General features: G+C 60.5%; 10 protein-coding genes. 6 read left to right on the forward strand and 4 right to left on the reverse strand.

Features of this window, described 5'->3' with window-relative positions:
* A partial coding sequence (locus ACS3WA_RS14725; protein ID WP_438279259.1) for a nitrate reductase subunit alpha occupies positions 1-3,169 on the reverse strand: 3,169 nt, incomplete at its 3' end.
* The gene (locus tag ACS3WA_RS14730; protein WP_438279260.1) at positions 3,169-4,146 is read right to left on the reverse strand and encodes a c-type cytochrome; all 978 of its coding nucleotides are present in this window, start codon (positions 4,144-4,146) and stop codon (positions 3,169-3,171) included. The genes ACS3WA_RS14730 and ACS3WA_RS14725, both read right to left, overlap by 1 nt.
* A 209-nt stretch (positions 4,147-4,355) precedes the next feature.
* Between ACS3WA_RS14730 and ACS3WA_RS14735 the strand changes: the two genes are divergently transcribed.
* The 6 genes from ACS3WA_RS14735 to cyoD all read left to right on the forward strand — a co-directional run bounded on the left by ACS3WA_RS14735 (position 4,356) and on the right by cyoD (position 10,746).
* On the forward strand, positions 4,356-4,619 hold the full coding sequence (locus ACS3WA_RS14735) for a hypothetical protein (RefSeq protein WP_438279261.1): 264 nt from the start codon (positions 4,356-4,358) through the stop codon (positions 4,617-4,619).
* 74 nt (positions 4,620-4,693) lie between these two features.
* Positions 4,694-5,629 (forward strand): hypothetical protein, encoded by a 936-nt coding sequence (locus ACS3WA_RS14740; RefSeq protein ID WP_438279262.1) that lies wholly within the window; start codon positions 4,694-4,696, stop codon positions 5,627-5,629.
* A gap of 143 nt (positions 5,630-5,772) precedes the next feature.
* Entirely contained in the window at positions 5,773-7,269 is a 1,497-nt protein-coding gene (locus ACS3WA_RS14745) for an ArnT family glycosyltransferase (RefSeq protein ID WP_438279263.1), read from the forward strand.
* Between the two features lie 344 nt (positions 7,270-7,613).
* Complete coding sequence (locus tag ACS3WA_RS14750) at positions 7,614-9,596, forward strand: cbb3-type cytochrome c oxidase subunit I (RefSeq protein WP_438279264.1); 1,983 nt, start codon at positions 7,614-7,616, stop codon at positions 9,594-9,596.
* Entirely contained in the window at positions 9,593-10,210 is a 618-nt protein-coding gene (locus tag ACS3WA_RS14755) for a cytochrome c oxidase subunit 3 (RefSeq protein WP_438279265.1), read from the forward strand. Before ACS3WA_RS14750 ends, ACS3WA_RS14755 begins: the two co-directional genes overlap by 4 nt.
* 230 nt (positions 10,211-10,440) lie before the next feature.
* A complete protein-coding gene (gene cyoD, locus ACS3WA_RS14760) occupies positions 10,441-10,746 on the forward strand; it encodes a cytochrome o ubiquinol oxidase subunit IV (RefSeq protein WP_438279266.1) in 306 nt (101 codons plus the stop codon).
* 247 nt (positions 10,747-10,993) lie between these two features.
* Here the strand turns inward: cyoD and ACS3WA_RS14765 are convergent, their stop codons facing one another.
* On the reverse strand, positions 10,994-11,743 hold the full coding sequence (locus ACS3WA_RS14765; RefSeq protein WP_438279267.1) for an SURF1 family protein: 750 nt from the start codon (positions 11,741-11,743) through the stop codon (positions 10,994-10,996).
* Positions 11,740-11,871 (reverse strand): DUF983 domain-containing protein (locus ACS3WA_RS14770; RefSeq protein ID WP_438279268.1); only part of this gene is annotated, 132 nt, incomplete at its 5' end. The genes ACS3WA_RS14770 and ACS3WA_RS14765, both read right to left, overlap by 4 nt.

Here is an 11,871-nt window from a genome sequence, read left to right on the forward strand (position 1 = left end):
TCACGATATCGCCGGTCTTGCGCGGGTTGAGCCGCGGCTTGTAGGTCGGGATGTGCTCGCCGAAGTCGAGGTACCACTGGTGATCGAGGTACAACGATTGCCGGCCCGTCAGCGTCCGCCACGGCACCAGCCGTTCGACGTTCATGCACCAGGCGGAGTACGCACGACCGTCGTTGGTCATACCCGTCCAGCACGGGCTCGTCAGGATTCTCCTCGGCTGACGCGTCAGGTCGTAGAACGTCGACGAGACAGCCCTAGTGGGCTCAGCGATGTCAACCAATGGAAGACCGACGTGATGCTCCTCGTTATGGAAGCCCTGGTAACAGACCTCACCGTTCGCCTCCGGTGCGCACATCAGCAACGTGTTGCACGCATCGAGCACGTCCTCGAGGCTCGGGTACCGCTTGCCGCCCCACTCCACACACCGCATATGCCGCGCATCGGGCATCGGCATGATCGGATTGTCGAGCATCTGGTCGTACTGTTTCTTGACCGGAATTTGCACGCCGACCGCAGAAACACCATCTTCCCGGGCTTTCGGCCCGAACGAGATGAACTTGTTATACAAGTTGGCGTAATCGCGCTCGACCACCCGTATATGAGGCAAGGACTTGCCGGACACCGGTTTGCACTCGCCCTCGGCCCAGTCGAGAATCTCCGGCTGCGCTATTTCGTCGGGGGTATCGTGCATCAGCGGCTGAGCGACCACGTCCCGGAACGGTTTCGCGAACGCCAGCGGAGACAGCTCGCTGACCTTCTTGGCGATCAGCTTGAAGATCTCCCAGTCGGTCTTGGACTCCCACACCGGCGGAACCGCCTGCCCCAGCACATGCAGGAACGAGTGCAGGTCCGTCGTATTGAGGTCGTTCTTCTCGTACCAGAAGGCCGTCGGCAACACGATGTCGGCATAAAGTGCCGATGTGTTCATGCGGAAGTTGATGTCGACAACGAGGTCATATTTCCCGCGCGGAGCATTGTCACGGTATTTCACCGTGGTCGTTTTGCCCCTGGCACGATCCTCGGCGATCGAGTTGTCGTGCGCACCGAGATAGTGACGCAGGAAGTACTCGTGCCCCTTGGCGCTCGACTGGATCGCGTTGCCGCGCCAGATGAACCACAACCGCGGCCAGTTCTCCTCGGCGTCGGGATCCTCGATCGCAAAGTTGACCTTCTTGCTGGCGAGCTGGTCGACAACATGAGTGACGATGTCCTCATTGGACTTCGCACCGGCCCGCTCTGCTTCGGAAGCGAGTTCGATCGGATTGCGGTTGAAGTGCGGGGTGAACGGCATCCAGCCCGAACGCACCGCCTTCGCCTGCAGGTCGATCGCGTGACCCTTGGCCCAGCGCGGATTCGGCGCCGTCAGGCCGTACTCCGTGAACTCCTGCTCGTAACGCCACTGGCAGCTATGGGCATAGTGCCAGGTCGACGACTGCACGACCCGCGGCGGCTTGGACCAGTCAAGAGCCATCGCAATCGTGTTCCACGGCGCAACCGGTGCCAGCTTTTCCTGGCCGACGTAGTGGTTGATGCCGCCGCCGTTGACGCCGCAGCAGCCGCACAGGATCAGGGCGACGGTCGCCGAGCGGTAACACAGGTTATTGTAGTAGAAGTGGTTGGCGCTGGCGCCAACGATCACCATGGACTTGCCGTTCGTGAGTTCGGCGTTGGTGGCAAACTCACGCGCGAACCTGATCGCCGTCTCGCGGCCGATGCCGGTGTGACGCTCCTGCCAGGCCGGCGTATACGGCGCATCCTCGTCGTCGTAGCTGGTCGCGAACGAGCCTTCCAGCCCGCGGCTGTGACCGAACTGCGACATCATGATGTCGAATCCGGTGGCGACGAGCACTTCGCCCTTGTTCGTGGCAATGCGCTTCACCGGCACGCCGCGCGAGACGACGCGGCCGTTCGCGAAGTCGTCGAAGCCGACCTGCACCACTCCGTCGGATTTATCGATGAAGCTCAGCACCGGATCGATCGGGCTGTTGTCCAGGGTGTCCTCCGCCGACAGATTCCACTTGCCGTGGGTGGAGCCCCAGCGATCGCCGACCTGTCCCTTGAACGCGCGCGGCTCGCCGGTCTTCTCGTCCATGACGAGCATCTTCCAGTCGCCGTTCTCGACGTCCTGGTAACGCGCAACACGGTTCGAACGCAACAGCCGTCCGGTCTTGTAGGTGTTTCCGTTGGGCTCCAGCTCCACCAGGAACGGCAGGTCGGTGTAACGCTTGACGTAGTCGATGAAGTACGGGACCTGGCGATCGATGTAGTATTCCTTGAGGATGACGTGATTGGCCGCCATCCACAGCGCCGTGTCCTGCCCCGCCTGGATCGGAATCCATTCGTCGGCGTACTTGGCGATCTGGCTGAAGTCCGGCGCAAGCACCACGAACTTGGTTCCTTCGGTGCGCGCCTCGGAGATGAAGTGCACGTCGGGGGTACGCGTCATGTTCATGTTCGCAGCCATCGAAACAATGAACTTGGAATTGTACCAGTCGGCGCTCTCGCACACGTCGGTCTGGTCGCCCCAGATTTCCGGGAACGACGTCGGCAGATCGGCGTACCAGTCGTAGAAGCTCATGTTCACGCCGCCGAAGAGCTGCAGGAAGCGCGAACCTGCGGCATACGACAGCATCGACATCGCCGGGATCGGCGAGAAGCCCATCACGCGGTCCGGGCCGTGCTTGCGCGCGGTGTACAAGCAGGCCGCAGCGATCAGCTCGACCAACTCTTCCCACCTGGCGCGGCGGTAACCACCCTTGCCGCGCGCCTTCTGCATGCGCAGGCGCTTCTGCTCGTCTCCGACCAGCGAGGCCCAGGCCTGCACCGGATCCGGGAACGAAGCCTTCGCTTCCTTCCACATGTCGTAAAGCGGACCGCGGACGTACGGATACTTGATCCGGATCGGGCTGTAGACGTACCAGGACGCGGAGATACCACGCTGGCAGCCACGCGGCTCGTAAGGAGGCAGGCTGCGCTCGAGAAGCGGGTAATCCGTCTGCTGCATCTCCCAGGTGATGATTCCGTCCTTGACGTAGATCGCCCAGGAGCAGCCGCCGGTGCAGTTCACGCCATGCGTGCTGCGGAAGACGTTATCGTGAGACCACCGGTTGCGATAGAACTCTTCCCACTTACGCTCCCGGGGATTAACAAGATCAAGTATCCAGCTCATTAGTGTCTCCTCGGTGCGTTCGTCCGGCCGCGAGGCCTATTACCGTCAGTACCTTTAAATCTGCCGATCCAGCCATCGGCATACGTACCCGTGAACCAACCGCCATTGTAAGGCCCGGTGCTTCGTCCGGTCGTGGGGGTCGCCATCATTGGACGCCGCACGCCGAACTTCAGCCGGTTGCGCCAACGGAAACCCGCGATCAAAAGCAAGATCGCAGCACCCAGACCCGTGAGACCCGCCAGCTGCCAGATCGCAGAGGCCGAACGTACCGCCAACCCTTCCTGAGCCAGGAAGGCAGCCACGTCGGCACGTTCCTGCGGAGTCGGCGGCTGCTTGGTCCATACCGCCTTCATGGTCGGCGTGGGCAAGCCGGCAAGCCAAGCAGTCAATCCGCTCGTTCCGCCGAGGCGCTTTGCCACTTCGGTCAAATCCGGGCCAAGATGCCCGCCACCGAAGGCTCCGAGGCCGCCAGTACTGTGACAAGCCATGCACGGCGGTCCGCCGTTCGCAAACCGCTCGTTGCCAGTAAAGAGCTCTTTGCCTTTCTCAGCATTGCCCTTGAGGGCAGGCGCAGCAGCGGCCGACGATCCGCCGCCTCCGCCAGAACCCAGAAATGCAAGGATATTGTCAACTTCAGTGGAGCTGAGGCCCAGATTGGGCATCTCCATGCCATGGAATTTGGCGAGCAGCTCGACCGCAATCGGGTCCTTTTTCGCGATCATCGCATCCGGCGCTGAAATCCAGGAATGCAACCATTCGCTGGAGCGCTCTTTGGTGACGTTCTTCAGGTCGGGACCAACGAGATCCCCCCCACCGATGGTGTGGCATGCGCCGCACGTTTTTTCGTCGAATAATTTCTTACCTGCCGCTGCATCGGCCGCGTTAGCCACGCTCGGCAACGCTGCCCATATGGCTGTAGTCGTAGCTAGCGCAACAAGTGGCATCAAACGCCATGACGCTAGGGGCTTTTTGCTCATGATCCCTCGTCCTCAGATCCATATGATCGGGCGGGTGTTAAGTTTATGTTAGATAGACGTTTCCCGCTCGTGACCCGCCGTTCTCAGACCCACATGATCGGCGACGGTAGGTTTATGCTAGACTAGAATCGTTAGAAAGCGCAAGGGCGTTGATCTCAGAAATGTGTATTTTTTTCGCTCGCGATTGAGCGTCGAATACGACGCGACCGATGACAGCAGGAGCTTTATTTACAGGCCTGCGCGAGCGTATCGACAGTCCTGGCATGCCAGTCGGATGGCGCTTCCTGCTCGGTTATCTATCACGCGCTTACAGGCGCATCCACCTGCAGAAAACACGCGCAGCGGACGCGTGCGCTATGACGCGGGCAAGTATTCGCACCTCGCACCGTGGAATCACCGCAAAATCGGACGATCCGGATCATTTTGACATCACGCTCGAGCGCTCGAACCGCTGCCACCTTGACCTGCAGTAAATTCGCTCGAAGCGCCACAGCGCGATGGACACGGAACGATACGATGCGCCGGAAACAGCGGGCCATTGCGACTTTTGGCCGCGGAGCGCGACGGAGCAGGACGCGGCCCGCGCCCCGGTCTCGTTCCGTCGATCCGAGAGGACACGCCGCCCTTCGAAACAGTCAGCCGTAACGCAACAAAATCCATCAATTTCATTGAAGCCGCGTGCGGAATCCTCAATCATACGCCGGAACCTCCCGCCCCACGACCTAGGAGAATATTCATGGCTAAGTCGCGCTTGCCCGCGTTCCTTCAGGACCACCCGGGGCTTGGCACCCTCGGCAACGTGGAAGTGCCGCGACTGAAACTGCTGCAGGCCTCCTCACCCGAGCTTGCTCAATTCGAGAACGCTCGGCCGGGCGAGTTTTGGCACAGCCTGCTCGACAGAAGCATGGGCCCGACCGTCCGCATTTGCCCGGTTTTCATCAACTGGTGCTTCATCCTGTGGCGTCCGCGGGAAGCGGGCGGCGGAATCCTCGCTCGTTCCGACGACGGCAAGCATTGGACGCCAGCCGATACCGAGTTCACGGTCAAACTCAAAAGCGGTGAAGACGTGACCTGGCGGACCGGCCGCTCGGTGGCTGCCTCGGGCCTGAATAAACGGGGCAGCTACAATCCGAACGATCCCAATTCGCCGCCCGCCGCTACACGCTTGTATTCGATCGTATGTTCATTTCCGGATCACCAGAATTGGCCGCCCGCGGTCGTGACGCTGCAGCGAACCGGCGTCAAGGCGGCGACCAAGCTGATCGATCAATTGAAGATCCTGCGCGCTCCGTCTTTTGGCGTCATTCTGGAAATGTCCTCGGTCAAGGACGAGTCGCCGGCCGGCGAATTCAACAACTACGCCTTCGAACTGTATGGCCCGGTCGAGGACAAACCGTTCTACGAAGAAAATTCCAGACAGTACCGTTTCTTCATCGAGCATGGCCTCAAGGTGAAAGACCTTGAAGGCACGCAAGACGACTAGCCCGATGAAGTCGCACTGAGCAGCGACGCGCCCGGCATCGTTGACACCACGTCGCCGCGCCGCTGTCCCTCGATGATGCGCAAATGCATCGTTCTCTGCACCCTCCCAATGCCCCCGTGGAGGTGAGTTCCTCGAGGAACACAATGGGTTCGGATCAGGCCAGCGAGCGTTCAGCCGTGGGACGGTTATGGGACATCGCGTTTGTCCCGGGGGAATGGATGCTCTCCCGCTTTTCCGGTCTGGACAGGTCGCGATGGCCGATCCTGTGGGTCATCGGTCTCTTTCTGGTTCAGGCCGTGCCTGCCGCCATCATCCGCGCTTCCAACCTTGAGGAAGGACGGATCATCGCCATCGCACGCGGCGCGCTGGAGGATGGTCATTGGCTGACGCCATTCGTTTACGGCGAGAGATTCGCAGAGCGGCCGGTTCTGCTATCGTGGATAGCCGCGCTCCTTGGCGAAACAACGGGAAGCGTGACGCTATGGTCATTGCGCATTCCTCACCTTTGCTTCTTCCTTGCCGGAACGCTGCTGATCTACAGCCTTCTTCGATCCGCTACCGGCAAAAGCGCCGCCATTTTCGGCGCGCTTTGCTGGATCAGCATGCCGGTCGTCGCGCCCAAGTTCGTCAACGCCGAACCTGACATCGTCCTTTCAGTCCTGCTGTTCGGCGCGTTCTGCATCTGGTGGCAAGGCACCCGCGACACCACAACACTCGGACGATGGCTTTGCATCAGCGTTTTGATTGCTCTCGCCGGCCTCACGAAGGGACCGCAGGAAGTTGCTTACTTCACTCTCGGCGTCGGCGCTTACATCCTTCTGAAACGGCCTCATCAGATTCCGGCATTCATCGCCGCGCACCTTGGTGCCGGACTCATCATCGGCGGCTGGTATGGCCTCGTTTATCAGCCGGGCGACATCGAGGCCTGGCAGGCTCATTCGCGTCTGGCGCATACGACCGCTGGCCTTGCGACGGTTCTCGGGCATCTGGATTTCGTCAAGAGTCTGGCCGTTGAATTCCTGCCGGGGTCCATCCTGATTGGACCCGCGATCGTGATCGCCGTCCGCAGATGGCGAGATAGGCGCGATGACCTGCTGCTGGCCGCGATACTTTACTCCGCGGCTTGCACGCTCATTCTCCTGTTCTGGCCGGGTAAAGTGGCTGCGCGCTACGCCATGCCGGGAACCATGACGTTGGCTGTCATTTGCGGACTGATGTTCGAGCACTGGCTCCACAGCCACCGCAAAGTCATCGTGTCGACACTGGTTGTGACGTGTGCGATTTTTGGCGGCCTGCTGGTTCGAAGCTGGGTCGTCATGCCGTTCGCTCCGCAGTTGTTTCAGGAAAGCCGGCTGGCTGGCCAGACGATTGCCGCCACCCTCCGGCAGAGACCGGGCCGTCTTTACGTTGCGGACGGGGATGCAACCAATCACAACATGCTGGTTTACGTGAAAGGACCGATCAGCGCGGTTTCGCTGGATGATCTGGCTGCACTGAACGCCCCTGCAATGGCAGTTCTCCTTCCCGAGCACGAGCAGGCTCTGTCTCGGATGAGGCCCACACTGCAACTGGTCGACAAAGGTGAGGTTGTCTGCGGCAAAACCCGCTACAACATCGTCGAGATCATCCCTCCGGGATGAAACGGCCGATTTCTTCGTCGCGTTGCGCGAGATCAAGACGCCGCGCATTCGCAAACGGCTGCCGACTGTCCCGCATCGCTGTCGGACCCGCTATAAGCGAGGATCGCGCAGCCAGCCGATGACACTCGCGGCAAGGCAGATCAGGACCACGCATGAACCGGGGATCAATAAAAATTCACATGGAATTTCAGCAAGGTATACGCCATTTGCATTGATCTGACGCCACATCCGCGATTTCAATTGACCTCGCGGTCCTACCCGGTACTCTCGAAACGCTGGAGAATGCATCGCCCAGTTCCGTCACAAATGCGACAGCATTGCTCCCTGTCTGAAGACCAATTGATATGCTCGGTAAGCTGACGATTGACGCCCTGCCGTTTTACAGCGGCATCGCCATGGCAGGTGCGCTGACCGTCGTATTCGCTGCACTCAGCGCGGTCGCGCTCATCACCTGGCTTGGTCGATGGCGCTATCTGTGGACGGAATGGCTGACGAGCCTCGACCACAAGAAAATCGGCATCATGTATGTGACGCTGGCGCTGATCATGTTGGTGCGCGGCGTCATCGATGCCCTGATCATACGCACCCAGCAGGCGTTTGCATTCGAATCGCAGGGCTATCTGCCGCCGGATCATTTCGATCAGATCTTCACGTCCCATGCCACCATCATGATGTTCTTCGTGGCGATGCCGTTTGTGCTCGGCCTGCTCAACGTCGTCGTTCCTCAGCAGATCGGCGCGCGCCGGGTGGCGTTTCCGTTCATGAATTCCGCGGGCCTGTGGCTAACCGTGTCCGGCGCCGCCCTGGTGATGATTTCGCTGGTCGTCGGCAAGTTCTCGACTGCCTATTGGACGGCTTACCCACCCCAGTCGGGGGTGCAGTTCAACCCGGGCGTCGGCGTCGACTACTGGATCTGGGCGGTCCTGCTCAGCAGCGTCGGCTCGATGCTGGCGGGAATCAGTTTTCTTGTCACGATCGTCAAGCGGCGCGCCCCGGGGATGCGACTGATGATGATGCCGCTGTTCACCTGGGCAGCGCTATGCACCAGCATATTGATCATATTCGCCTATCCCGCCCTGATCGTTGCCGCCGCCCTGCTCGGTCTCGACCGTCACCTCGGCACGCACTTTTTCACCGGCCTCCAGGGCGGCGGCAACGTCGCAAATTATGTCAGCCTGTTCTGGATCTGGGGCCATCCGCACGTCTACATCCTGATCCTGCCGGCGTTCGGCATCTACTCCGAGGTGGTGGCAACCTTCTCGGGCAGGAAATTGTCCGGATACAACCCCCTCATCTATTCCATTGCGGCGATCACAGTGCTCTCGCTGGTCGTCTGGTTGCACCATTTCTTCACCCTCGGGTCGGGCGCTGACGTCAACGCCTTCTTTGGCAGCGCGGCTCCGCTGATCGCCGTACCGACGATCGTGACGATCGTGGCCTGGTTGCTCACGATGTATCGCGGCCGCGTGCAGCTCTCGGTGCCAATGCTGTTCACGCTGGGGTTTATCGTGACGTTTCTCGTCGGCGGCATCTCCGGTTTCTTGTTCGCCGTGGCGCCGGCCAATATCCACGACACCACTTTCCGGGTGGCGCACTTCCACAACCTGCTGATCCCCGGGGCTCTGTTCGGCTATTTCGCCGGTTATCAGTACTGGTTTCCGAAGGCTTTCGGCTTTCGTCTTGATGAGAAATGGGGCCGGCGCGCCTTCTGGTGCTGGATCGTCGGCTTCTGTCTGGCCTTCATGCCGCTGTATGTTCTCGGCCTGATGGGCATGCCGCAACGCCTCAATCGCACCGATGTCGCCGACTGGCAGCCGTATCTGATCGTCGCCCAGTGCGGCGTCCTCTTCATCCTGTGCGGCATCGCATTCCTCGCCGTCCAGATCGCCGTCAGCATCCGCAACCGCGCGTCACTTGCCGTCTCTGGCAGTGATCCCTGGAACGCCCGAACGCTCGAATGGGCGACCGCCTCGCCGCCGGCGCCTTATAATTTCGCCGTCGTGCCACGGGTGCATGGCATCGATCCATGGTGGGCGATAAAGCAGTCGGAAACGGCGCGCCACGGAACCTCGCGCTTCCGCGACATCGTCATGCCCAACAACAGCAGCGCCGGAATCGTGCTCGGCGCGATGTCGTTCGTCTTCGGCTTTGCGATGATCTGGCAAATCTGGTGGCTGGCCGCCGTGGGCGGGTTGAGCATGTTTGCTGCGGTCCTGTCGCAGACTTTCCAGGATCGTGCCGGACATCGCATCCCGGCGAGCGAAGTCGAAGCAATCGAGAACCGTCGCGCCATGTCCGCCGCACTCGCACCTGGGACGTCGACGTGACCGACACCGTTATCACCGCGGACAATGACGACGAGACCGAAGCCGGGGCAGCCGAACGCGCCATCGAGGAGAAAAACTACGGCTTCTGGATCTGCCTGACGGGCGATGCGATCGTCTTCGCGCTGCTCTGCGCGATCTTTGTGACGATGGCCCACAGCACGGCCGACGGGCCCGCCGGGCATACGTTGTTCAGCCTCCGGCACATCTTCGCCCAAACCATGGTGCTACTGGCGAGCAGCGCGACATTCGGTTTCGCCAGTGTTGCACTCGCAGCCGGGCGAAGTCGACGCGCGGTGCTCTGGCTGGGCGTGACGTTCCTGCTCGGATCAGGCTTCATTGCCGCGGAGATCGCGGAATTCTACGGCATGGCCGTCGCCGACGCCGGCCCATGGCGAAGCGGTTATCTCTCGGCCTTCTTCACGCTGGTCGGCACCCACGGCGCTCACGTGAGCATCGGCCTGGTGTGGATCGTCCTGTTGGGATGCGAAGTCGCGTTGCGCGGGGCGACCCCGTTCGCCACCTCACGGGTCTACCGGCTTGGCCTGTTCTGGCATTTCCTGGTGATCGTCTGGATCACTATCTTCTCCCTCGTTTATCTCCCGGCGTTTCTCTAGAGTCTGTTTCAACTGCGTTGAATCAGACTCGTCGCTTATCTTTGAGCATCATCCGTTTCGAAAACCGGTTTTCGGGATCATGCTCCAGCTGGAGTCTTTAACCGTTCATGGAAACGGTAAAAGACTCTAGTTTTTTGATTTGACGCGTTTTCTTCACGCGAACCGGATTCCACTTCGCTCGAAAACGCTCTAGCATGACAGCCGCGGCGCCATCGCCGGACGGACCCGCCATGCAGCATCGCAAGGACGTCACGACGAAGTCATGTTTAGCGGGGATCGCCCTGGCATCAGTCCTGACTGCTATTCCATTCGGCCTCGTGACCGCTCGCGCGCTGCCGCCGACGCAGACCTTTGTCATCATCGCTTTTACTGCGATTGCACAAGTTGTCGTCTACTTGCGGTACTTCCTGCGCATCGACCTGAAATCATCGTCGCAGAACAAACTGGCCGTGCTCGGCTTCGCGGCCGTCGTGCTTCTCATTCTGGTTGGCGGCACGCTGTGGGTCATGTTCGACCGCTATTATCGCCTGACCTAGAGCCTTTCCGCTTCTGACGGAATCAGGAGCGTGGCTCTATGATTTTGATTTAACACGTTTTCTTGACGCGAACCGGCTTCCGTCCTCGGGTCAAGCCCCGAGGATGCATACCGTGCGCGTGAAGAAGCCGCGTCAAACAACAATCTGGGATTTCAGTCTGATTCAATCCGACGCGAAAATGCTTTAGCGAGACCTGAATTCGCAGCGCGGACCATTCGTACAAATGGCAGGCGGAAGAATCTGCGAACTAGGTGGAGCGCCGCTGGTTACGCCACCACACACCGAAGGCGAACATCAGCGCGGCCGCGAGGCCAAACCAGGTGATGGCATATTGCAGGTGATCGTCTTTCAGATGCACGTCGAGCGGACCAGGCTTCGGGACACCACTCGCCGGCACCGGCGTCTCGAGATCGATGTAGAAGGGTGCAACGTTTTCCCAGCCGAGAGCCTGAGCCATCGCGCCGATATCCCGGGAGAACCATAGCCGCTTGTCGCGGCTGGGTGACGGCGTCAGCAGGCCGGCCTTCTCAGGGAAGCGGAGATAGCCGGTCATCGTGACGGGCTGACCGGTCACCAGCGGACTCACCGCGCGGTCCTGCTGACTCCGATCCTGGACGGTGTTTGGCACGAAGCCCGCATTGATAACGACCGTGCCGCCGCCGGGCAGCCGCGCCGGGAGAAATGCCCAGGTACCGACCCCGACATCGGGACGCACCGCCGAGGCGAAGGTGTAGACCATCACGTCGGGTTGCGACTCGTAGATCGCGGAAAAGCTCACGCGGCGGAACTCGTCTTTGGCCGGCGACAACGCCGCCCAGTCCGACGGGTTCGGCAATGCGGATGGCTTTTCCGCAAGACGCTCGGAGAGGGCAGCGATAAGAGCATGCTTTTCGACCCGACGCTGCAGTTGCCATACGCCGAGACCGATCAACACACCGATCATGACCAGCGTGAAGACGCCGAGGCCGAATCCGCGTCGGCTCTTATTATCTGTCATCGATTTTGCCGGACGGGTTTTGCTTCTGCGGCTTTGTGGTGGAACTGGAGGCTGATGAGGAGGGATTTCATGGCGCGGAGCGGCCAGAGTGTGACGGCGAGGATGAGGGGGAGCCAGAGCGCGGCGTG

It is taken from the genome of Nitrobacter sp. (assembly GCF_051535235.1).
In the GTDB taxonomy this organism is placed as follows: domain Bacteria; phylum Pseudomonadota; class Alphaproteobacteria; order Rhizobiales; family Xanthobacteraceae; genus Nitrobacter.

Bases quoted from the DNA above. Each gene is read 5' to 3' on its own strand.
- ACS3WA_RS14730 (WP_438279260.1), bottom strand. From the start codon at position 4,146: ATGAGCAAAAAGCCCCTAGCGTCATGGCGTTTGATGCCACTTGTTGCG.
- cyoD (WP_438279266.1), top strand. From the start codon at position 10,441: ATGCAGCATCGCAAGGACGTCACGACGAAGTCATGTTTAGCGGGGATC.
- ACS3WA_RS14735 (WP_438279261.1), top strand. From the start codon at position 4,356: ATGACAGCAGGAGCTTTATTTACAGGCCTGCGCGAGCGTATCGACAGT.
- ACS3WA_RS14765 (WP_438279267.1), bottom strand. From the start codon at position 11,743: ATGACAGATAATAAGAGCCGACGCGGATTCGGCCTCGGCGTCTTCACG.
- ACS3WA_RS14750 (WP_438279264.1), top strand. From the start codon at position 7,614: ATGCTCGGTAAGCTGACGATTGACGCCCTGCCGTTTTACAGCGGCATC.
- ACS3WA_RS14745 (WP_438279263.1), top strand. From the start codon at position 5,773: ATGGGTTCGGATCAGGCCAGCGAGCGTTCAGCCGTGGGACGGTTATGG.